This is a genomic window from Ochrobactrum sp. SFR4, from assembly GCF_019730395.1.
Taxonomy (GTDB): Bacteria; Pseudomonadota; Alphaproteobacteria; order Rhizobiales; family Rhizobiaceae; genus Pseudochrobactrum.
This window is the reverse complement of sequence record NZ_JAAPBB010000005.1, coordinates 42,804-65,584: the sequence shown is the minus strand read 5'-3', so window position 1 is coordinate 65,584 and position 22,781 is coordinate 42,804. Positions and strand designations below refer to the sequence as shown.

22 protein-coding genes are annotated in these 22,781 nt (G+C 51.5%); 12 read left to right on the top strand and 10 right to left on the bottom strand.

Going from position 1 to position 22,781, the window contains the following annotated elements; all coding sequences use genetic code 11:
• The first annotated feature begins 110 nt into the window (after positions 1–110).
• The 5 genes from hemC (at position 111) to HBA93_RS07810 (ending at position 5,718) form a co-directional block, all read left to right on the top strand.
• Positions 111–1,040, top strand: coding sequence for a hydroxymethylbilane synthase (gene hemC, locus HBA93_RS07830; protein WP_221722918.1), 930 nt, complete (start codon positions 111–113; stop codon positions 1,038–1,040).
• Between the two features lie 3 nt (positions 1,041–1,043).
• Positions 1,044–1,754: a uroporphyrinogen-III synthase gene (locus tag HBA93_RS07825; protein WP_221722917.1), complete on the top strand. Its 711-nt coding sequence runs from the start codon at positions 1,044–1,046 to the stop codon at positions 1,752–1,754.
• An 80-nt stretch (positions 1,755–1,834) separates the two neighbouring features.
• Complete coding sequence (locus HBA93_RS07820) at positions 1,835–3,253, top strand: COG4223 family protein (RefSeq protein WP_221722916.1); 1,419 nt, start codon at positions 1,835–1,837, stop codon at positions 3,251–3,253.
• Positions 3,254–3,277: 24 nt separating this feature from the next.
• Positions 3,278–4,987 (top strand): heme biosynthesis protein HemY, encoded by a 1,710-nt coding sequence (locus HBA93_RS07815; RefSeq protein WP_221722915.1) that lies wholly within the window; start codon positions 3,278–3,280, stop codon positions 4,985–4,987.
• Positions 4,988–5,181: 194 nt separating this feature from the next.
• On the top strand, positions 5,182–5,718 hold the full coding sequence (locus HBA93_RS07810) for a tellurite resistance TerB family protein (RefSeq protein ID WP_121992211.1): 537 nt from the start codon (positions 5,182–5,184) through the stop codon (positions 5,716–5,718).
• 61 nt (positions 5,719–5,779) lie between these two features.
• On the opposite strand, the gene aqpZ is transcribed toward HBA93_RS07810, so the two are convergent.
• On the bottom strand, positions 5,780–6,466 hold the full coding sequence (aqpZ, locus tag HBA93_RS07805) for an aquaporin Z (RefSeq protein ID WP_221723046.1): 687 nt from the start codon (positions 6,464–6,466) through the stop codon (positions 5,780–5,782).
• 390 nt (positions 6,467–6,856) lie between these two features.
• Between aqpZ and HBA93_RS07800 the strand changes: the two genes are divergently transcribed.
• Both HBA93_RS07800 and HBA93_RS07795 read left to right on the top strand, forming a co-directional pair.
• Entirely contained in the window at positions 6,857–7,126 is a 270-nt protein-coding gene (locus HBA93_RS07800) for a hypothetical protein (RefSeq protein ID WP_221722914.1), read from the top strand.
• A gap of 72 nt (positions 7,127–7,198) precedes the next feature.
• Complete coding sequence (locus tag HBA93_RS07795; RefSeq protein ID WP_221723045.1) at positions 7,199–7,978, top strand: methyltransferase domain-containing protein; 780 nt, start codon at positions 7,199–7,201, stop codon at positions 7,976–7,978.
• Positions 7,979–8,077: 99 nt separating this feature from the next.
• Here the strand turns inward: HBA93_RS07795 and metW are convergent, their stop codons facing one another.
• Positions 8,078–8,749 carry a methionine biosynthesis protein MetW gene (gene metW, locus HBA93_RS07790; RefSeq protein ID WP_221722913.1) on the bottom strand — a complete coding sequence of 224 codons (672 nt, stop codon included), beginning with the start codon at positions 8,747–8,749 and terminating at the stop codon, positions 8,078–8,080.
• A gap of 4 nt (positions 8,750–8,753) precedes the next feature.
• On the bottom strand, positions 8,754–9,935 hold the full coding sequence (gene metX / locus HBA93_RS07785) for a homoserine O-acetyltransferase MetX (protein WP_121992214.1): 1,182 nt from the start codon (positions 9,933–9,935) through the stop codon (positions 8,754–8,756).
• 426 nt (positions 9,936–10,361) lie between these two features.
• On the opposite strand from metX, the gene hisC reads away from it, so the two are divergent.
• Together hisC and HBA93_RS07775 are read left to right on the top strand one after the other, a co-directional pair.
• On the top strand, positions 10,362–11,471 hold the full coding sequence (gene hisC, locus HBA93_RS07780; protein WP_121992322.1) for a histidinol-phosphate transaminase: 1,110 nt from the start codon (positions 10,362–10,364) through the stop codon (positions 11,469–11,471).
• Position 11,472: 1 nt separating this feature from the next.
• Positions 11,473–12,402 (top strand): prephenate/arogenate dehydrogenase family protein, encoded by a 930-nt coding sequence (locus HBA93_RS07775; protein WP_028233314.1) that lies wholly within the window; start codon positions 11,473–11,475, stop codon positions 12,400–12,402.
• A gap of 95 nt (positions 12,403–12,497) precedes the next feature.
• Here the strand turns inward: HBA93_RS07775 and HBA93_RS07770 are convergent, their stop codons facing one another.
• On the bottom strand, positions 12,498–13,514 hold the full coding sequence (locus tag HBA93_RS07770; RefSeq protein ID WP_221722912.1) for a DUF2125 domain-containing protein: 1,017 nt from the start codon (positions 13,512–13,514) through the stop codon (positions 12,498–12,500).
• A gap of 265 nt (positions 13,515–13,779) precedes the next feature.
• Here HBA93_RS07770 and HBA93_RS07765 point away from each other — a divergent pair, with 265 nt between their 5' ends.
• A complete protein-coding gene (locus HBA93_RS07765; RefSeq protein ID WP_221722911.1) occupies positions 13,780–14,367 on the top strand; it encodes a gamma-glutamylcyclotransferase in 588 nt (195 codons plus the stop codon).
• Positions 14,368–14,538: 171 nt separating this feature from the next.
• Complete coding sequence (locus HBA93_RS07760) at positions 14,539–14,832, top strand: YggT family protein (protein WP_221722910.1); 294 nt, start codon at positions 14,539–14,541, stop codon at positions 14,830–14,832.
• Between the two features lie 86 nt (positions 14,833–14,918).
• On the opposite strand, the gene ppa is transcribed toward HBA93_RS07760, so the two are convergent.
• The 5 genes from ppa to ftsE all read right to left on the bottom strand — a co-directional run bounded on the left by ppa (position 14,919) and on the right by ftsE (position 19,004).
• Entirely contained in the window at positions 14,919–15,452 is a 534-nt protein-coding gene (gene ppa, locus HBA93_RS07755) for an inorganic diphosphatase (protein ID WP_022709655.1), read from the bottom strand.
• Between the two features lie 112 nt (positions 15,453–15,564).
• Positions 15,565–16,374: a lysophospholipid acyltransferase family protein gene (locus HBA93_RS07750; protein ID WP_221722909.1), complete on the bottom strand. Its 810-nt coding sequence runs from the start codon at positions 16,372–16,374 to the stop codon at positions 15,565–15,567.
• 135 nt (positions 16,375–16,509) lie between these two features.
• Positions 16,510–17,244: a YdcF family protein gene (locus tag HBA93_RS07745; RefSeq protein ID WP_221722908.1), complete on the bottom strand. Its 735-nt coding sequence runs from the start codon at positions 17,242–17,244 to the stop codon at positions 16,510–16,512.
• 112 nt (positions 17,245–17,356) lie between these two features.
• Positions 17,357–18,352, bottom strand: a complete 996-nt coding sequence (locus HBA93_RS07740) for a cell division protein FtsX (protein ID WP_221722907.1) — start codon at positions 18,350–18,352, stop codon at positions 17,357–17,359.
• A complete protein-coding gene (gene ftsE, locus HBA93_RS07735) occupies positions 18,345–19,004 on the bottom strand; it encodes a cell division ATP-binding protein FtsE (protein ID WP_121992220.1) in 660 nt (219 codons plus the stop codon). Before ftsE ends, HBA93_RS07740 begins: the two co-directional genes overlap by 8 nt.
• A gap of 407 nt (positions 19,005–19,411) precedes the next feature.
• Between ftsE and hpt the strand changes: the two genes are divergently transcribed.
• Positions 19,412–19,957, top strand: a complete 546-nt coding sequence (gene hpt, locus HBA93_RS07730) for a hypoxanthine phosphoribosyltransferase (RefSeq protein ID WP_221722906.1) — start codon at positions 19,412–19,414, stop codon at positions 19,955–19,957.
• 161 nt (positions 19,958–20,118) lie between these two features.
• On the opposite strand, the gene HBA93_RS07725 is transcribed toward hpt, so the two are convergent.
• Positions 20,119–22,626 (bottom strand): TIGR02302 family protein, encoded by a 2,508-nt coding sequence (locus tag HBA93_RS07725; protein ID WP_221722905.1) that lies wholly within the window; start codon positions 22,624–22,626, stop codon positions 20,119–20,121.
• Between the last annotated feature and the right edge of the window lie 155 nt (positions 22,627–22,781).

The following is a 22,781-nucleotide window of genomic DNA, read 5'->3' as shown; positions in this document are numbered from 1 at the left end:
TTGCACCGGATATAGGCATTATATTCATGATATTACAGCCATGAATTTGCTCCTGAGGTGAAAGGCAGTTAGAGAAGCCTTTGACATTCGCGTATCACGGACAGAGCCAGATGCAAACACCACGTTTAAAAATCGGAACACGTTCCAGCGCTTTAGCACTGGCACAGGCAGAGGAAACACGTACACGCCTGGTGGCAGCGCATGGTTTAAGCGAAGCGGATGTTGAAATCGTGCCGATGTCCACACAGGGCGACCGTATTCAGGACCGGGCATTGTCGGAGATTGGTGGTAAAGGGCTGTTCACTCAAGAGATCGAAGATGCGCTGTTACAGGGGCGCATTGATATTGCTGTGCATTCCACCAAAGATATGCCGACCGTGCTGCCTGAAGGACTGCATCTTTCCACCTATCTGGAGCGTGAAGATCCGCGAGATGCTTTTGTCGGTAAAACCAGTGCAAAACTGACCGGTTTGCCGCAGGGTGCGACGGTTGGCTCGTCCAGCCTGCGCCGTCAGGCACAAATCCGTCATATCCGCCCTGACCTGAATGTCATTACTTTTCGCGGCAATGTAAATTCCCGTTTGCGCAAACTTGAAGAAGGTCAGGTCGATGGCACCTTACTCGCTTTTGCAGGTCTTAAGCGTCTCGGGCTGGAACATGTGGTGACTGAGCTGATGGATACGGAGCGGTTTTTGCCGGCTCCGGGACAGGGCGCGATTACCATTGAAAGCCGTATGAATGATGCTCGTGTTGATGCACTGCTTAAGCCGATCAATCATGAAGAGACGTTTATCCGGCTGACCTGCGAACGCGCATTTCTGGCGCAGCTTGACGGTTCCTGCCGCACGCCGATTGCCGGACTGGCGGAGGTTAAGGACGGTCGTGTTTCCTTTGCCGGCATGGTTTTGACACCGGACGGCTCACGCCTGCATCGCGTTTTTGTTGATGGTACTGCAGCAGATGCGGCGGCGCTGGGCAAGGAAGCCGCCGAGCGAATCCGTACTGAAGCCGGTGCAGATTTCTTCACCAGCTGGGGGTGAACAATGCGCAGGGTTCTGGTCACACGCCCGCAGCCGGATGCAGTTTTGACTGCCGCCAAACTTGAAGCAGCGGGTTATCATCCGGTTTGTCTGCCGGTGAGTGAGACTGTGGCAACGGGTGCATCATTGCCGCAGGGCAGTTTTGATGCCGTTGCCGTGACCAGTGCCAATGCCCTGCGCCATATCAATCCTGATTTACTGGCACCTTACCAGCATTTGCAGCTTTATGCGGTGGGTGAAAAAACGGCATCTGTAGCGCGGGACGTTGGTTTTGAGGCAATCTATGCCGGTGATGGCTGGGGGCTGCATCTGGGACGCCATGTGGCTGCAGAAATGCCGGCGGGCAGTCATGTACTGTATTTAACCGGAAAAATCAGGCGGCCTGATTTTCAAGCGCAGTTGAGTGCCGCTGGTATTCAGCTGAGCGTGGCCGAGACTTATGATACCCGCCCTGTTACCTATAGTGATGCCGAGCTGAGCCGGATTGCTGATACCGGCAGGGCAGAGGTGATTTTGCTCTATTCCGCTGTCGCTGCCAGACAGTTTGTTGCATTGGACAAGCAGGCAAAGGGGGCTTTTATCAGAGGCGCGAAATATATTTTTTGTCTTTCGCCACGGATTGCTGCAGAATTACCAGATAATTGCAGTGCGCAGGTACGTATCAGTGAAACGCCGGATGAGGATGCTTTATTACGCCTGCTGGCATTGATCTGATGAAAATATGCAACCATTTGTTCAATTTCGTCATTTAGGTTGCATCTGAAGTTTAAAAGACAGATTTTGCGAGAGGACTCATGGCTAAATCCACAGTGTCACGTCACAGCAAGACCACCCGTAAACCGGTGGTGATTGATCTTGATCCGTCTGATGTGAAGGCTGTTGGGGCGTCGGCTGCAAAATCTGCCGGTAAAACTGTGCCGGATGCAGAGCCGGTGGGTGATCCGGCTCCTGTGGCACAAACCGCTGCAAAATCTTCCGCACCTCTTCCGCCCAAAGCGCATGTTGAAGCGAAACCTGCAACCTCGGTTCCGCCGCAGAGCACATCCCGTCCGGCATCTTCTGCCGGTGTTTCCGGCCCTAATCCATTTGCATCAGGAAAAACCATGAATTCTGCCAGTAGTTCCGCACCGCAGACGAGAAAAACAAATTCGCCGTGGATTGCCGGACTGGCAGGTGGCGTGATCGTTCTGCTGGGCTCTACGGCACTGCAATGGGCAGGCCTTGGTTTGTTTCCGGCACAGAACAGTAATCGTGATGAGACGGCAATTGCAGAAATCGCAGATCTGAAACAGCAGATCGCCGGTTTGCAGGCAGCAGCTAAACCGGATGCAGATTTGCTGGCACGCCTGGAAGCCGCAGAGAAAAATGCAGCAAAAGCTCAAAAACACTTGAATGAAATGCTTAGAGCCAGTGAGGTGCCGGCAGCGAATGATGAGGCGATCCGTGCTGATGTGACTGCTTTACAGGAGCAGCTGAAAGCACTGCCAGGGCAGGCGCAGCCTGCGGATAGTGCGCTGGTGAACGGTCTGACCGAGCGCCTGAATGCGATGGAAACACAGCTTAATACGATCGGCTCTCAGGCAGAGCAGGCCAATGCCGCACTGAATACCGATACGGATGAGGTTAAAGCGCTGCAACAGCAACTGGGTGCTTTGCAGACGAAGATAGATGCGCAGGCCACGCAGCCGGATATGGCAGCGATTATTGCGGCCAATGCTTTGAAATCCGCGATTGACCGTGGTGGTTCTTATCTGAATGAGTTGCAGACTTATAAGTCATTGCTGCCGGAGCAGGCAGGTTCTGTTACTGCACTTGAAGCACAGGCAGAAACCGGTATTCCGACACTAAGCCAGCTGAACACACAATTTGCATCATTGGCGGATGATATGGTGGCAGCGGTGAACAAACCTGCGGCAGATGCCGGTATCTGGGATCAGCTGGTGGGCAGCGCCAAAAATCTGGTGCGGTCGCGGCCAATCGGTGATGTCGCCGGTTCCGGTGTCGGACCGGTGACTGCACGCATAGAATTTGCGTTGCAAAATGGGGATGTGCAGCGGGCAATGACGGAATGGGCGCAATTACCGGAAGCAGCTAAACAGGCAGGTCAGAGTTTTTATAATACATTGAGTGCACGTCGCGATGCGGATGCATTGCTGGCACAGCTGATGACCGCTTCAACGCAGGCATCTGAGCAAAAACCGGCTGCGCAATAAGCGAAACAGGAAAGGGAGAACGGTATGATACGGGTAATCCTGTTTCTTGTTGTAGTTGCGGCACTGGGGCTGGGTTTCGGCTGGCTTGCTGACCGTCCCGGTGATCTGGTGTTCACTTTCGCCGGAGAGCGGCACAATATTTCTCTGATGACTGCCGCCAGTATGGTTGTGGCCGCCATTGCCTGTGCCATGTTGCTGTGGTGGATCGTCAAAAATCTTATTCGTTCGCCTTATATTTTGCAGCGTCATTTTCGTGCCCGCAAGCGTGACCGTGGTTATCAGTCACTCTCAACCGGTTTGATTGCTGCCGGTGCCGGTGATGCAGAAGCGGCACGGCGTATGAGCAAACAGGCTTCCAAATTGCTGAGCGTGGATCAGGAGCCGCTGATCCGGTTGCTTGATGCGCAAACCGCATTGCTGGAAGGGCGCAAAGATGATGTGCGCCGTTATTTTGAAGAGATGATCGCTGATCCTGAAACCAAATTGCTGGGTCTGCGGGGATTATATCTTGAGGCCAGCCGCGACGGTGTGCAGGAAGCAGCCTATCAATATGCGCAGGAAGCCAGCACAATGGCACCGCAGCTGGAATGGGCGTCGAATGCAGTGCTTGGGCATAAGGTTTTACAGGGCGATGTTACCGGTGCATTGCGGGTGCTTGAGGCACGCAAGGCGGTTATTCCTTATGGCAAAGACGGTAAAGCTGCCCGTGAGACATTGAAACGCAACCGTGCGGTTTTGCTGACGGCACAGGCGATGGAAAGTTTTGAAACGGATGCTGTGGCTTCCCGTGAGGCAGCGAATGAGGCGTTCAAGCTGGAACCGGAGCTGATACCGGCCGCATTGATTGCTGCGCGTTGTTTGTTGCGTGACGGCAGTATCCGTAAAGGCAATCGTATTCTTGAAGCCGCATGGAAGCGTGAACCGCATCCGGAAGTTGCAGATGTTTATATTCATGGCCGTTCCGGCGATACGGCGCTGGACCGGCTGAAAAAAGCCCGTCATCTTGCAAGTCTGCGCAGCCATCATGCGGAAGCTGCGCTGATTGTTGCCCGTGCAGCACTGGATGCCGGAGAACTGACGCTGGCACGGGAAAGTGCAGAAGCAGCGTTGAAGTCTGCTCCGCGTGAAAGTGCCTATTTACTGATGGCCGATATTGAAGAAGCGCAGACCGGTGATCAGGGGCGTGTGCGTGAATGGCTTGCACGGGCTGTCAAAGCGCCGCGCGATCCGGCGTGGACAGCTGACGGTATTGTTTCGGACCATTGGGCACCGGCTTCTCCGGTGACAGGTCGCCTTAATGCATTTGAATGGAAAGTTCCGTTTACAGAAATCGCGGCGGATACGTCTCCGGTTCTCGATGACGACGGTTTGAAAGAGCCGTTTTTACCCGTCACATATTCGCGCGCGGAAGAGACCGAGCCGTCGGACATGCCTGCGGTGAGGGAGCCGGTCTTTGCCAATGATCCTGATGATGCGGAAACCATGCCCCTTGTTGCGGATAAAGTTAAAGCTGCACCGAAAAAAACGGAACCGCAGGACAATAATCTGCGCAATGCCAAAGTAACGATTCTCACCGAGACGGGCGATAATCCTGCGGTGCAGGTCGCTAAAGATTTGCAGCCTGATAATTCTGACACTGCGCAGGATAAGCATAATCTGATTGTTGATGACCCGGGGGTGGCGGCAGATCATGATGTGCCGTTACGCAAAGAAGGGGCGTTCCGGTTGTTTTAATACTGCGTATGGGCGGTTTTGCAGAATGAAGTCCGGTACTTCCGGCGCAAAACAGTATTTTTGTTGCAGCTTGGTGACTCTGAGAAAGATTAGAAGATACTTGTAAGACAAAACATGTCTGTATGCTTGGCATCCTTCCTGATGCTGGTCTATGTGTAAGACCTGTCAAAGGCTGTATAAGCACTGGAGCATGTATGTTTGAGCGTCTGATCAGTTTTTTCAAAGAATTACCGGGTGTGGATTCCTCGAAGAAAAAACAAACATTCTCTGATGAAGATCCGCGTCTGGCTGCGGCTGCTCTGATGTTTCATGTCATTGAAGCGGATGGTGAGCAGCACGAAAAAGAGCGCAAACGTCTGTCAGACTTGCTTTCGCAGGCTTATGATTTGCAGGGCGATGATTTGCAGGCTTTGATTAAAGCGGCAGAAGTTGCGGATCAGGAATCGATTGATCTGTATCGTTTTACCAGTGTTTTGAAACGTCATCTGGATGTGCCCGCACGTTTGAGCTTTATCGAAGTGCTGTGGGAAATGGTTTATGCCGACGGTGATGTCGGCGAAATCGAAGATAATATTATGTGGCGTATTGCTGAGCTGATCGGCGTGGATCAGGAGCAGCGTATCGGTATTAAATTACGGGTGGCCGAACGTGCCCGCTCGATGCGTGACGCTTTGGCTTCGATATCAATGGTTGAAGAGCAAGTCAGCGCTGAGGCCGGAAAAGCTGAATAAAGCAGCCGATGCCAAAAATTAAAGGCCGTCATTGACGGCCTTTTTTATTTGTCGCCGTAAATCAGTCTTTTGCGAGAAGACCTTTCCAGATGATTGCGCCGATAGCGGCACCGATCAGCGGAGCAACCCAGAACAACCAGAGCTGGCTGATAGCAGCTGTATCTGCGAACAGGGCGGCTGCCGTGGAGCGGGCCGGATTAACGGACGTATTGGTCACCGGAATTGAAATCAGGTGGATCAGTGTCAGCCCGAGACCAATCGCGATTGGTGCAAAGCCTGCCGGTGCCCGTGATGAGGTGGAACCGAGAATAATAATCAGGAAGAAGGCGGTCAGCACGACTTCAATGGCAAAAGCTGCCCCAAGGCCATATTTGCCCGGTGAAAGATCACCGTAGCCGTTGGAAGCGAAGCCGCCGGCACTGAAATCAGCTTTACCACTGGCAATAAAATACAGAATTGCAGCAGCAATAATACCGCCGACCAGCTGTGCGATCCAGTATGGAATGAGGTCTTTAGCCTCAAAGCGTCCGCCCAGAGTAAGGCCGAGAGTTACAGCCGGATTAAAGTGTCCGCCGGAAATACCGCCGACAGCATAGGCCATTGTTAAGACAGTCAGACCAAATGCCAGAGCGACACCGGCAAAACCGATACCCAGCTCCGGAAAGGCTGCAGCGAGGACGGCGCTGCCGCAACCGCCGAAGACCAGCCAGAAGGTGCCAAAACACTCAGCCGACAATTTATTCATCATGGAAGGCGTATCTTGCATGTTTATCCCCGTAGATGATTGAACAAAATGAAATCTGCACGGAATTTAGATTGCCCGCCGAATATGGACAGATTTGTCAGAATTGAACAGTCTTTTTTTGAACACAATTGGTGTAAATATTTGTCTTAAAAAGAAATATTCTGTCTTATATTATAATGATTATAAAATAGGCGCAGATGTCGGGCCGGAGATATGCAACTATCCTGTTATTAACCGGTGGCAACAGACGGTTGGTATAAGGATTGTGACGGTTTTCATTTTTTCGGGCTGTTATGGTGTTTTAAAGTGTTGTACCGTCTTGTAAATTTATGAGCGGTTTCGACGCTTATAAGGTTTCGGGATAATATAAACGGTTTCCGGAGTGCCGGCTTGATGTCTATGTTCGAGCGCCGACAGGCTTTTAATTTCAGATTGTTCTGTTTGCCTTTGGTCGCTGTGCTGGCAGGTTGCACAGGGACTGCAACGGCCTGGACTGAAAAAGTTACAATTGAACAGGTCGAACTACCCAAAGAATGCGCCGGATGGCAAAAGATTAATATGAAGCAGCGTGCTTATTATATGCTGATGCGTGATGATCCTGCGCTGATTATGGAGATCGATTCCCATAATCTTAAAGGTAAAAATCTTGGTTGCTGGCAATAGCCGGATACCGCTGTGACATGGCAGCCGGTTCATTTAAATATGCAGACCTGCTCAACTGATTCAGGATAAATGATGCATCTGGATATTATAGAGCTGCAGTCATTTTATTCGACAGCACTGGGCAAACTGGCCGCTTCGGTTATTACTTCCGCGCTGGATCCTTTATGGTTGCCAATGCCGCAGGAGCGGCTTGTCGGGATCGGCTATACGCTGCCTTATCTGGATCATTTTGCATCGCTGGCCGAGCGCGCATTTGCTTTTATGCCTGCACGGCAGGGGGCAACCGGCTGGCCGCATGATCAGGCATTGAGCACTGCATTGGTTTATGATGAAGAGCTGCCTTTGCCGGACAGTTCTGTTGACCGTATTCTGCTGGTGCATACGCTTGAATTTTCAGAAAGCAGCTCAGAAACCCTGAAGGAAATCTGGCGTGTTTTGTCTCCGAACGGTCAGCTGATTGTCGTTGTTCCGAACCGCCGAGGTGTCTGGGCACGGATGGAGCACACACCTTTTGGCAGTGGCCGTCCTTTCAGCCGCGGACAATTGCTGCAGGCTTTCAGGGAGGCGAATTTCACACCGGGCAAAGTTATCAATGCATTGCATGTGCCGCCTACGCGCTGGCGCTGGCTGCAACAATCGTCCGGCCTGATTGAGAGTGTCGGCACCCGTCTTTGGCCGCTCTTTGGTGGTGTGATGATCGGAGAGGCGCATAAGCGTCTTTATCAGGGGCTGCCTGTACTCAAGCGCTCGTCACGACGCGTTTTCGTGCCGGTGCTGACGCCGCAGGGAACAGCACGTCAGCAACCGGTGAAGATTACAATTCACGATTCCCGTGAGCGCTCCGGTCAATAAACATCTGTTTACGTCCGGATTGGGTCACAATACGCGCTCTGTTTTTGTTTTTACGTGTATTTTATCCCGAAAACCGTTTCACAGTTTTCGGAATGCGCTTTAGCGTTTAAGCAGAAACACAGCCTGCTGGCCGAGCAGGTTCCACATGCCCCATGGCAGACTGAACGGCATGCGTTCACCGTTACGGTTCAGTGCCACAGCATCTTCAACCGTTGCACCGACCTCTTTGGTCATATCCACAAAATCGCGGATCGTGCAGAAGTGGATGTTCGGCGTATCATACCAGCTGAACGGCAGTTCTTTGGTCACCGGCATCCGTCCGCGAAACAGCAGTGAACCACGTACCCGCCAGTAACCGAAATTCGGAATGGAAACGATGGCGCGTTCGCCGATGCGCAATAATTCGCTGAGGACCTTTTTCGGATTGAGCGTGGCCTGCAAAGTCTGCGACAGGATCACATAATCGAAGCTGGAATCGGGGTAATAGACCAGATCACTGTCAGCATTACCCTGAATTACCGACAATCCGCGCATCAGACACTGGTTCACGCCGCTTTGCGATAATTCCACACCGCGCCCGTCGACATTGCGGGTATCGCGCAGCAATTGCAGCAATTCACCGTCACTGCAACCGACATCCAGAACCCGTGTTCCGGGGCGCACCAGTGAGGCAATAATATCGAAATCCACACGGTTATGAATATGGAGGTTTTCCGTGGCATTCTGTGCGAAAAGTGTCGTATCGCCGGTTCCGGCTTTCGTATCAGTCATGGGATTACAGACCTTTCGCGCGGGCTGCAGAGCGGATGAAACCGTCTACTGTTGAAAACAGGACAGGCTCATCGAGCAGGAAAGCATCATGGCCGCGATCTGTTTCGATTTCGACAAATGAAACAGACGCCCCCGCAGCATTGAGCGCATGGACAACCAGCCGGCTTTCAGAGGTCGGGAACAACCAGTCACTGGAGAAAGATGCAACAAAAAAACGGGTTTTGGTGCCGGCAAAAGCTGAAGCCAATAAGCCGTTATGCTCTGCTGCCATATCGAAATAATCCATGGCACGCGTCAGATAGAGGTAGGAATTGGCATCAAACCGGTCAACAAAACTATTACCCTGATGGCGCAGATAGCTCTCAATCTGGAAATCGGCTTCAAAACCGAAGGTAATATTGGTGCGGTCCTGCAGATTGCGCCCGAATTTACGGTGCAATGCAGCCTCCGACAAATAGGTGATATGTGCAGCCATACGCGCAACCGACAGACCTTTGCGCGGTACTGAATCTGATTGGGTAAGATATTGACCGTTGAGCCAGAGCGGATCAGCCATCACAGCCTGACGGCCAACCTCATTAAAGGCGATATTTTGCGCCGACAAACGTGCGCCGCTGGCCAGAACCACAGCCGAGAAAACTTTGTCCGGATAGCTTGAAGCCCATTGCAGCACCTGCATGCCGCCGACAGAACCACCGACCACGGCCAGTAATTGTTCAATACCGAAATGCTCTACCAGCATTGCCTGTGCGCGAACCATATCACCTATGGTGATAATCGGCAGATCAAGCGCATAGGGTTTTCCGGTTGCCGGATTGATGGATGCAGGACCGGTGGAACCCATGCAGCTGCCGATAACATTGGAGCAGATCACAAAATAGCGGTCAGTATCAATCGGCTTGCCGGAGCCTACAAGTGAAGTCCACCAACCTTCTTTACCGGTGAGCGGATTGGTGCTGGCAACGTGCTGATCGCCGGTCAGGGCATGGCAGATCAGGATAGCATTGCTCTTATCGGCATTGAGTGTGCCATAGGACTGATAAGCGAGCTGAAACGGGCTCAGAACGGAACCGCTGTCAAGCTGAAGCGGTTTGTCTTCACCAAAATACACCACAGGGCTGTTCGGCTGAACAGCTTCCTGATTGCGGCTGTCTGATAGGGCGGCAGTTTCAGCTGATATCGTCATAAAACATGTCTGCGTCAGAACATTTTCAGGTCTGTCTGCAACAAACCCAATGCTCTAATTCCCTGATTTTACGCATAATCCTCTCCGAAAGCCGATTTGTTTTTCGGAGTTATGCATTAGAATTTGTCCGGTGACCGGAACTGGATGCGGATGTTCAGACAATTTCTGCCTGTTTTGCGCATTTTAATAAACCGGCCGCGTTGATGATTTCAGATGTTTTTATCCGAAACTACTGCGATCTAGGGGCTAGAGGGGTTTAAAGTCAAGGTTTCTCTCGACTTGTTCTGCGATGCGGTTTATGCCGCTAAGGTCATTCAGTTTCAGCGGGAATATTTTGCTGGTCACAGACCGGAAAATGTTTCTGTAATGCTGTTTCCGCACATAATCTCTATCAACAATACAGGCTCTTAATATTGGATAAGAATGATGAACGATTTCGCGAAAGCTCAACGCCCGACACCTAAAGCCGGTGTCATGGATATTGCTGCTTATGTTCCTGGCAAAGCCACCGTTCACGGTGTTGCCAAAGTGCACAAGTTGTCTGCCAATGAAAGCCCGCTGGGTGCAAGCCCGCATGCCGTTGAAGCCTATCGTGCAACCGATCATTATCTGAGCTCTTATCCGGACGGTGAAGTTACCGCTCTGCGTCAGGCCATTGCGGAAACGCAAGGGCTGAATATTGAGAATATTCTCTGCGGCAACGGCTCGGATGAATTGCTCGGCCTGTTGTGCCAGACCTATCTGGCACCGGGTGATGAAGCGATTTTTACCGATCACGGCTTTCTGGTCTATAAAATCCAGACACTGGCGGCCGGTGCAAAACCGGTGATCGTGAAAGAAAATGATACAGTGATTGATGTGGATGCGGTGCTTGCCGCTGTCACAGACAAGACCAAAGTTGTTTTCATCACCAATCCGGGCAATCCGACCGGCACTTACGTACCGTTTGAGGAAGTGAAGCGTCTGCATGCCGGTTTGCCGCCGCATGTTCTGCTGGTGCTGGATGCGGCCTATGCGGAATATGTGCGTAAAAATGACTATGAGGCCGGTGTGGCACTGGTTTCTGCGAGCGATAATGTGGTGATGACCCGCACATTCTCGAAGATTCACGGCCTGCCTGCGCTGCGTATCGGCTGGATGTATGCACCTTTGCATGTCACTGATGCAGTGAACCGTGTGCGTGGACCTTTCAATATGAACAGTGCGGCGATTGCTGCCGGTACTGCGGCGATCCGTGACCGCGATCATGTGCAGAAGGCTTGCGCATACAACGCAGAATGGGCGCAGTGGCTGACAGACGAGTTCACCAAACTCGGCCTGAAGGTAACGCCATCAGTCACTAATTTTCTGCTGGTGCATTTCCCTGACACACAGAATAAGTCTGCCGCCAAAGCTGACGAATATCTGCAGTCTAAAGGATATATTCTGCGTCGCGTGACATCCTATGGCTTCCCTGAAGCCCTGCGGATGAGCATCGGCTCGGAAGAAGCCAATCGCGGCGTGATTGCCGCTCTCACAGAATTTTTGAAGTCCTGATATGTCTGATATTCATTTTAATAAAATTGCGCTGATCGGTATTGGTCTGATCGGTTCGTCGCTGGCTCGTGTTATCCGCCGTGAAGGTCTGGCCGGTCATATTGCTATTGCTACCCGCAGTCCGGAAACGCTGAAACGCGCGGAAGAACTGGGATTGGGTGACAGCTATACCACAGATAATGCGGTTGCGGTGCAAGATGCTGATCTGGTGATTGTCTCTGTGCCGGTTGGCTCGTCCGGTCTGGTTGCGAGCCAGATTGCCGGCAGCCTCAAAGCCGGTGCGATTGTCACCGATGTGGGCTCTACAAAAGGCTCGGTGATTGCGCAGATGCAGCCGGAATTGCCGGATCATGTGCATTTCATTCCGGGACACCCGATTGCCGGTACCGAATATTCGGGGCCGGATGCGGGGTTTGCTGATCTGTTCATCAACCGCTGGTGCATTCTCACACCGCTGCCGGATACAGATGCAGATGCGCTGGCAAAACTCAATGCGTTCTGGGAAGCCTGCGGTTCCAAAACAGACCAGATGGATCCGCAGCACCATGATCTGGTATTGGCGATCGTTTCGCATCTGCCGCATATCATTGCCTATAATATTGTTGGTACGGCCAATGATCTGGAGAAGGTAACGGAGTCGGAAGTGATTAAATATTCCGCTTCCGGTTTCCGTGACTTTACCCGTCTTGCGGCATCGGATCCGACAATGTGGCGCGACGTTTGCCTGCATAATAAGGATGCTATTCTGGAAATGCTGGGGCGTTTTTCGGAAGATCTGGCTTCGTTGCAGCGGGCAATCCGCTGGAGTGACGGCGATGCCTTGTTTGACCTGTTTACGCGTACCCGTGCGATCCGCCGCGGTATTATTGATGCAGGGCAGGAAGTAGATGCGCCGAACTTTGGCCGCGAGGCTGCAAGCAAGCAAAAGTAATATGCGAAGCTGCAAACAAGCCAATAAATACGTGAGGCTGTTGCTTTGTTTAAATTAAAAATGAAAAACCCGCCATTCCGGCGGGTTTTTTTACATTAAAGGCGCGGTACGCGTCCTAGCGGGATAAAGCCTGCACTGATTTTTCCCTCTTTAATGATAACCGGAACAATCGTTGCTCCTGTTTCATCTTTCGGCATGGAGCCGAGTGCAAAAACCACTGTATTGATATTTTTAGCCTGATCGGGAAAGGCGGTCTGCAATGTCTGGCCGATTGCCGGAGCATTGGTCAGGCGGATTTTCAGATCCGCATTGGCTAATCCTTCGCTGTCGACAGTAATCGGGCCGCTGATGCTGATGCTGGCGCCGGACGGCAGCAGAAACAGCATCTGATTAAGCTGCAAGGATTTTCCGCGCAGCAGACTGCCGCTTTCATCCGGCTCTTTGAAGGCCGCGAGGCTTGCCGGAGAGGTGATATCAATCAAGCCGTCGAGCTCCGGCAGGGCAGCCAGAGATTTGTCGCCGGTGAGGCGCAGATCATCAAAGGTCATTTTGACCTGAAGTGGTTCTTCAAGACTGTTTAGATCAAACTGCAGACCGAGAAGGGAGAGTGATGTCGGTGCTTCTACATTTTCAGCGGTCACAGTTTGCACGCGCAGATTATCGGCACTGAGGCTGATATTCTGTGGCGCGCGTCCGTCAATGCGCGCAGATGCTTTGAGATTATCCCAATCCGCTTTCACCGGATCGGCACCGGACATGGCAAGTGCCGCAGGACCGGTGAGATGTGTTTGCACCGTGCGGAATGAAAACAGGGACGCGCCTACATTCACAGCACTGGTTGCAGCATTCAGCGTCTGATCTTTGTCACGGAAGTTGAAGCCGGAACAGCTGATATACATCGAGAAGGGGTAGCCGCGCGCCGAGAGGGACTGACATTCTAATGTTTCGCCCTGACCGGCAGTATTGGCAAGCTCGGTGCGAACGCGGTCCTTTGCCATAGAAGCGAGGTAAAACCAGCCCGCCGTGTATAAAATAACGATGAACAGTGCAAAGAGAATGCCCCATGTCATACGTTTTGAGCTTTGCGGGTTAGGACGCGATTTAGCTACCATAGCTATGCCTCTCAGATTTCAAAGAGCGCTCTGCTGACAGCGCAGTAGAACTCTTCTATAATCTTTTTTATTCTCAATACCGCGCTGACAACACATCATGCGGTATTGTTTTGCAGATAAAAGTCATTCGGAGGTACATTTTTCTACACAAAGCCATGCCGGAAAAATGTTTGCCTGTTGGGAAATGCTGTGCACAGAGTGTAAACTATATGCCTGAGCATCCTATGCATTATATGAATTTGGCGAGACAAGCAAAAGCAAACAAATGACCCCAAAGGATAGTTCACACACGGATTTCGTGTTCCAGAATAATGTGGCTGGTCCCGGTTCTGATTTCTGGGTCTTCGGCTACGGGTCACTGATGTGGCGGCCGGGTTTTGACAGTGCCGAGAATATTCCGGCGCTGCTGACCGGTTTCAGCCGGTCCTTGTGCATCTATTCCCATGTTTATCGGGGTACACCGGAATTGCCGGGGCTGGTGCTGGGTCTGAACAGCGGCGGCTTCTGTCACGGGCAGGCATTTCGCGTGACAGCGGACAACAGACTACCGGTGATGAACTATCTGCGTGAACGTGAACAGATCAGCGGAGTCTATGTGGAAAAATGGCTGATGGTTGAGCTGGCAGACGGCCGTGATGTCGAGGCGCTGGTCTATGTGGCCGATCCCTTGCATAAACAATATGCAGGCGGGCTCAGTGCTGAGGATATGGCTTTGCTTGTCCGGCGTGCCAGCGGTCAGGCCGGCCCAAACCGCGATTATGTTGCCAATACTGCCCGTCATTTGCAGGCAATGGATATCAGGGATGAGCGGCTGGAGGCTGTTTTAAAGCTGCTGGACAGCCATGCGGACTGACAGGATTGCAGGTTTGTCCAATCTTTGTCTGGTCTTTAACTGCCTTTGATTGACTTTTTTCCGGCCGGTGATCTTGTGAATGGCAAGAGCGCTGTTTAAATGTGTCTCATCCTTTGCCCGTGCTAATCATACACCGGTGCAATGAACAGTCCGTCTGAGTAGGAGACATTTATGCTCGCAATTTTGCGCACCGTTGATCTGGCGCTGGATATTTATACCTGGATCATCATTGCCAGTGCGGTGTTTTCCTGGCTGTATGCTTTTAACGTGGTCAATTCCCGCAACCGTTTTGTCGCTTCGATCGGTGAGTTTCTCTACAAGGTGACAGAGCCGGCATTGCGTCCGATCCGCAAGATTTTGCCGGATCTCGGCGGTATTGATATTTCGCCGATTATTCTGCTGCTGGTGATCTTCTTCATCCGCCAGTTCATGTGGAACACACTGGCTCCGATACTCTTAAGTTAATCAATAAAAAAACCCGCTTGAAAGCGGGTTTTTTTATTATCTATGATTGAAAATCCGGCCACTTGGGAGACTGGCTAGTTTTTCAATTATTTTGCGTTTTTGGCGCGTTCAATCGCTTCAACGATGAATTTACGTGCGTAATCTTCGTCGCCCCAGTCACCGATTTTCACCCATTTGCCTGGCTCCAGATCTTTGTAATGTTCAAAGAAATGAGCAATCTGCTGCAGAGTGATTTCCGGCAGATCGGTGTAGTTATGCACTTTTTCATAACGACGGGTCAGCTTTGGTGACGGTACGGCGATGATTTTTTCATCTTTACCGGCATTGTCTTCCATCACAAGAACGCCAATCGGGCGAACATTGATCACGCAGCCAGGGATCAGCGGACGGGTGTTGCAAACCAGAACGTCAATCGGGTCGCCATCTTCCGACAGAGTATGCGGAACAAAGCCGTAATTGCCCGGATAGGTCATTGGTGTGTAGAGAAAACGGTCGACGATCAGAGCGCCGGCGCTTTTGTCCATCTCGTATTTGATCGGATGACCACCGACCGGTACTTCGATAATGACATTGACGTCTTCAGGAGGGTTGGAGCCGATGGAAATGGCATCGATATTCATGGGCGTGTCCTTTCATTTGGCGTTCTGATATCGGTTTTCGTGAAACCGTGCAACAAAAACGCAATTTCAGTTAAAGCGGCTTATTGTCATGTTCGTGAAATTCTGAGTGCTGTTATGCCTTTGTTGCAGCCTTATTTTGCTGCGCCTGCAATTCTGCGAGGCGGGCTTTGGCTGTCGGCGGCATTGGCGGCGCATTTTTATCCTGTGAGGCCTGTACCAGAAACTCGTCACAAGCTGTTTCTGTGGCTTCAATCAGGCGCTGCAAAAAGACTTCCTTATCCAGACCCGCTTCAATCGGGGGCAAAATACGGCAACGGATGGTGCCAGGATAACGCAGGAATTTACGGCGCGGCCAGTACAGACCGGCGTTATGGGCAATCGGCACGACCGGCAGGCCGAGATTGGTATAAAGATGGACGACACCATATTTATAGGCAGGCGGCGCACCAGGGGCACGGCGGGTACCTTCCGGATAGATCATGATCTGGCGCCCGTCAGCAATGGCTTCCTGCGTGCCGCCCGAAATGGAGTGCAAAGCTTTGATCCCCGTGCCACGATCGACAGGGATCATTTTCATTTTCTTCAGATACCAACCGAACAGCGGAATACGCATCAGGTCGCGCTTGAGAATATAAACCGGATCGGGTGTGTAAGATAAAAACGCATAAACATCCCAGAAAGACTGGTGTTTTGGTGCGCAAATATAGGCACCTTCCGGCAGGTTTTCCGCCCCTTCGACCACAAAATCGGTGCCGACAATATATTTTTGCAGAAACAGATTGGAGCGTGCCCAGAATTTAGGGACGATCCATGCTTTTTTGCGCGGCAAAATCAGCGTGAGCGGTAAAAACAGGATCATCTGTATGATCAGACTGATATAAAAAGCCAGATTAAACAGCACTGACCGGATGGCTATGATCATATCTTGTATCAGCCTTTTAATACGTGCATGACAGGTAAAATAACTCCGTTTTAAACAGAGCGGCTCTTCAAATAGAAGAAAAATCAGCGCTTATCAATTCCGGACATCATTGCGTATTGATCAGCAGCTTGTGTTTTAATCATTTTGGCTGAGACTGATATGTGCAAGAGCGCCAATATATTTGATATATTCGGTAAATAACACGCGCAGCGTATCGCCCTGACGCATCCAGTTGTTGTTTTTCAGATCGCTGTTGATGACAGGATAAGGCAGGAGTTCGACATTGCTGACCTGCCGTGACAATTCCAGAATTGAGCGCGGAATGTGATAATTATTGGTTACAATGAATATGCGCTTGTAATTATGCTGTTTAATCCATTTGGCGCTTTCAACCGCATTGCCGATTGTATTGAGCGCCGAACGGTCAAGATCTACGCAGCAGGAAAATAAAGCCGGATCTGTTCTGGTAACCCGTTGCAAGGCCTCACGCTTGGTAGACGGATGAACGCCGCTAATCAGCAACCGCTCGCCGCGTTTCTCTGCCAGCAGCTCCAATGCAACTTCAATACGGGATTTCCCGCCGGTCAACACGATAATCGCATCGGCTTTCTGATCGGCAGGTGGTGCCTGTAAGTTGCTAACATGCTCGCTGAAAATAACAAATCCGATTCCCAGCGCAACGATCAGCGAAAACAAGACAACGGCAACCGGCGGAATGCGTCTGCGCAAACGCTTCAGCCAATGGCGGGTAAAGCCGTCTTTGGAGACATGCACGGATGCTTCACGGCCGGTTGTTGCTGCCGGTCGTTCGCCATTCTGCCGGTTTTGTTCCGCAGTGTCTGAAGCATTGTTTTGCACATGCATTGCCATTTGGCCTGTTCATTTTCTTGTATCAGCGCAGATTGCTGTAACCTGCGCAAATCAGTCTTATAGTATAGAGCAGACAGGACAGCAGAGGAAACTGCTTTGTCCGCAAACTGCTCTAATCTTTGCTGCCGCTGATACTGTCCATGTCTTTCAGCTGCCGGATCACGGTCAGGCGGCTGGTCAGCATTGTGAGAATGCTGACGATGATGATTGTTGCGGCAATACCGATATAGCCTTCACGTCCGATGGCAAAACTGCCGAACAAAGCTGCTGCCTGATCGCCTTCCGGTGTTGCCAGATTGCGGCTGGTCCACCAGGAAACAATCAAAAATACCAGCAAGGCCGCCGCACCGCCGTAACAAGCGCCTTTGAGTGCTGTGCGGAAGAAATGCCATTCAAATTCACGGGCAACAAAGCGGGCTTCCGCGCCGATAAAATGCAGTACTTCAATAATGTGGTTGTTTCCGGCCATTGCACCACGCGTGGCAAAAATCACTGTCAGCACAGTGGCAGATAGCATTAAGAATAAGACGCCCATACCGATCAGCACGGTTGTGTGCGCCATGGAGACCAGACGATCCACCCATGTGCGATGATCATCGAAACTGGCACCGGGAATATTTTTCTGTAATTCAGAGCGCAAAGTTTCAAAATCCGGCGGATTCTGTTCGTCAATTGTTACGACTACAAGGCGGGGTACAGGCAATTCGTCAATATCCAGACCGGTGCCGAGCCATGGTTCCAGCAGGCGTGCTGTGGCTGCACGGTCAACTATATTGGTGCCTGTGACACCGGCAAAACCGGAAGCAATCTGACTGGCCTGCGCAAGGGCAGCTTCCATATCCTGACCATCGATCGGCCGGATTTGAATTGTTGCTTCACGTGAAATCTGGCTCTGCCATTGGGCAGCTGATGCGCGTACCAGACTAACCCCGCCAATAGTAATGCAGGCGAGGAAAGTCATGATTGCGATAACTGTAATCAGCGTGGTGCCGGAAACACTGACCGGAGGTACAATCGGGGTCGGACCGCGTTTTTCCCGTTTGCGCTTGCCAAGCAGCTCGAGAAAAATCCCGTGATAATGATCGATGGTTGCACGCAGGTCAGCCATAAATATCCAGCCTTCCCTGATCAAGAATCATACGGCGCGCATCCACCTGATCCATCAATGTCAGATCATGGGTGGCGATAATCACGGCAGTGCCGGAACGGTTAAGTTCAGCGAATAAGCGTAGCAGACGGCGTGCCAGCGGCGGGTCCACATTACCGGTCGGCTCATCGGCCAGCAAAATCTCCGGCTGGTCAATCAGAGAACGGGCAATAGCCGCACGTTGCTTTTCACCGCCCGATAAAACCGGCGGCAGTACATGCATACGGTCACCAAGACCGACCCAATGCAGCAATTCCTGCACTTCATGGCGGTAGGTGGCCTCTTCCTTCCCGCGTACGCGCAAAGGCAAGGCCACATTCTCATAGGTAGTCATATGGTCGAGTAGCCGAAAATCCTGAAAGACGATGCCGATGCGACGGCGCAGTAACGGAATTTCACTGCGCTGCATTGTGGAGATGTCTTTGCCGAAAATGGTAATCAGGCCGCGTGTCGGTTTCAGCGCCATGAAAAGCAGACGCATCAGCGATGTTTTTCCGGCACCCGACGGGCCGGTCAGAAACTGAAAGGAGCGCGGCGGAATATGAAAGGAAACATCCCGCAGGATTTCCGATCCCATGCCGTACCGTAATCCTACATTTTCAAAGCGAATCACTGATTATTTTCCCGATGTTTTTTGCCGGTTTTCTTATGGTTGCCGAACATTGACCCTTGTGGTTAATCTCGCGTTAATCTGCATGCAAGTTTGGCATTTTGAGGTTGAAAAAAGAATAGAAATTTTATGGCTCTTTGTGCACAGACCTGCTGTGTGTAACCGGTTAAAACGCAGATTTGATGCGGAACAGGCGTAAATAATGTAAAACTGCCCTTTCAGCAAAAGGCGTAGTACTGTAACAGCTACTTTTTTCTTGCCGGAGATATTTCGGTTCGAGCAGTTTTAGGAAAAGCGGCTACCGCTTCGGCGGAGAAAACAATTCACCGGATTGTTTGCTTTTTCCGTTTCGATCCGTAGAAACTGCGTAATATAAAATCCCAGCGCGGATTAAGACCGGAGACGTGTTTATGCCTTATGTAGGTGGCAGAAATCTTGAAGTTCTGTTCAGTGCGGAGCAGATTGCAGAGCGCAATCGTGAACTGGCACAAAAAATTGCCGAGCGTAAGCTGGAACGGCCGCTGGCAGTTTCTATCCTCAAAGGCTCATTTATTTTCGCAGCGGATCTGATCCGCGCTATGCATGATGCCGGTGTTGAGCCGGACGTGGAATTCATCACTGTTTCCAGCTATGGTGCAGGTACAAAGGGCGGTGAAATCCGTCTGGTGCGCGATATCGACAGCGATGTTGAAGGCCGCGATATTCTGTTGATTGATGATATTCTTGAATCCGGCAAAACGCTGAATTTTGTGCGTGAACTGATGATATCACGCGGCGCACGCAGTGTGAGCATTGCTGTTTTGCTGGACAAGCCGGGTCACCGTAAGCTTGATCTTTATGCGGATTTCACAGCCTTTGAATGTCCGGATTATTTTGTTGTCGGCTATGGCATGGATGTGGCGCATTCTTTCCGCCAGCTGCCTTATGTCGGCCGCGTTATGGATGAGCAGGAATAAGCTTCCGGCCATTCGCTGAATTTAAAAAGCCGCTCATGATTATGAGCGGCTTTTTCATGAAATAGAGCGGTTCCAGTTAAGTCTGAATTTTTGAACCGCTCTATCCTTTTGTTTGCGCATTATCCAACGCAAAACCGCTTCGCACTTTTTCTGGAAATGCTTTATTGATCGCGTTTCAGCAGACGCTCCAGATAGTCTTTTTCCTGCTGCGGGCTGAGCGCATCGCCGAGTTTTTTGCGGATTTCATCGAGAATGCGGCGGGCTTTCTGAATATCAATCTGGTTCTTGCCTGTGCCTTCCGAACTGCCCTGACCGGTTTGACGCCCTAACGGATCCTGCTGACCTGTACCGCTTTGCTGCCCCTGACCTTTACCCTGCGCCTGTTGCAATTGCTGCATCATGGAGCGGGCACCGCGTCGCAAGGCATCAAGCGCCTCGGCTTGCTGATCCGTGGCCTGTCCGCTTTCGCTATTGCCCAAAGAGCGGCCTGCACGCCCCATGGAATTTAACGCCTGATCCATTTCTTTCGAGGATTCCAGCCCCTGTTGTTTCAGCTGGTCTGTCAGCGCATTCAGCTCATTTTGCAAGTCACGCTGCTGCTGCTGTAAATCCTTCAGGGCTTGTTCGGTTTCCTGACGGGACTGGCCGTTTTGCGTACGCTGTTCTCCTTCGCCGTCATAGTTGAAATCACCAGACTGTTCCTGCAATTGCTGATCCAGTTTGAAAGTTTCATTCATCAACTCCTGCTGACGGCGCATCAGATCGCCGAGTTTGTTCAGCTGTTGTTGTGCGCCGCTGCCTTGACCCTGACCTTGGCCCTGGCCCTGACCTTGCTGAGCGCTCTGACCAGGTTGGAGATTGTTGAGCATTTCCTGCAGTTGCGACAGCATCTGCTGTGCCTCCGCATGATTGCCTGAGCGGGCGAGGTCTTCAATCTGTTGCATCATCCGGTCAATATCACGCTGGCTGAGCACGCGGACATTCTGATTATTTTGCGCATTCTGGTTCGGATTATTTTGCTGACGGCGTGCCATTTCGTTGAGATAACGATTCATGGCTTCGCGCAGTTCTTTCGTCAGGCGGGCAATTTCCTCAGGACTGGCATTATTCTGCAATGCCTGACTTAACGCCTCCTGCGCTGCACGCAGGGCTTTTTCCGCATCGGAAAGCTGACCATCTTCAATGCCGCGTGCGACATTCCACATATAGCTGACAATCTCGCGCAGATCCTCATCATTGCGCGCCAGTTTCAGGCGTTCCCGCACAGAGCGAAGCCCCAGATAATGGCTGACATTGGCGATTGTGGTTTGCGGATGCATGGTCAGCGCATCAAGCATTTGCACAACAGGTGTTTTCTGATTGCTGTCGAGCGCCAGTGTTTGACGCTGCTCAGCAACGGCACGCGCCAGCGGATTGGTAAACGGGCGCTGGGGCAGCACAAAACGGATTTCTTTGCTTGTGCCTGTCTGGCCTGCATCATCAATCGCCTGCAATTGTAGGGAAACATATTTGCCAGCCCACGGATGCATAGTCAGATCCTGAAGAGCTGTGGTCTCGTCCGTGTTGTTTTTGCCGCGCTTTGGTATAGTCAGCGGCAGTTCCGGCGCATCTGTCAGCGATTGCGCGCCTTCTTCCGATTTTTCCAGCAGTTTGATTACGGGCTGTAATTTAGTCACGCCATAATCATCATTGGCTTTATAATGCAGTTCCAGTGTGCCGTTCAGCGCATAAGTCGGATTACGGGTAAAGTCGACGACAGGCGGTGTATCCGGCGTGATGTTAAACTGCCATGACTGGCGGCGTGAACCGGCCTGCAGACTGGCCGCGACAGTTTTATTCAGAGGCAGTTCGAAATTGGTGCTGTCTTGAGTTTTCACCGTTCCGGAAGCCGGTTTGGCCTCAACAGAATAGGTTGTGCCGTCCTGACCTGTCATGGTCAGCTGATTGCGTGTACTGCCGCTGATCTGGACGCTTAGAATACTGCCCTGAGGCACATCCAGCGGCTTTACATCTGTATTGGCACTCAGAAAGACCGGTGCTTTGCCCGTATAGGCGGGTGGTGTAATCCATGCATCGATGCGGCCTTCCGGCCCTGCAAAGCCTTCAGGCGGGTTCCACAGATCACTGATTTTACCGGAAGACGGGCTGAAAGAATAAGCAGCTGTTGAGGCAAACAGCAGAATGATAAATGTGCGCAGGGCATAGGGGTCCCGTTGCGGAATATCGGGATGGGGCAGAAATCCGTGCAGCCTGTCCGTCAGCGCGGCCATACGCTTGCGGTGTTCCTGCCAGAGTGCCTGCGCCAGCGGATCGTTACTCTGTCCGGCAAGCTGGTCGTCGCTCAGTTGCAACGGACTATGTTGCAGGCCGTTTTCACGCTCAATCCGGCTGTTGACTGTCTGATCGTCCGGTAATTGACAATGCCGGAAACGGAGCAACGCATAGGCATAAGCCAGTATAAAAACGGCAGATAGCGTGAAATGAAGCCAGCGCGGCATGACCTGAAACAGACCGAGCCAAGATAGGCTGGCTAATAATGCCGTTAAAAGCAGAACCGGTAATATGAACGGCCATAAACGTTCAAAGCACAAGACCAATGCCGCTTTGATCCGCAGACGGTAAAGCCTGCGGTCTGCGTTTTCAAAAGATCTGGTGTCAGATTCAGGCATTCAACATCCGGTTCTGTGTCTTAGAGCGCCGTGTGCCAGACTTGGCACACAAAGGTCGCTCTAACACTTTAAAATTAGAGCATAATTTCACCTTAAACTGATCCAAGTTTAAGGAATTATGCTCTAGTGCAGTTAAATTGACTGAATTTAACCTC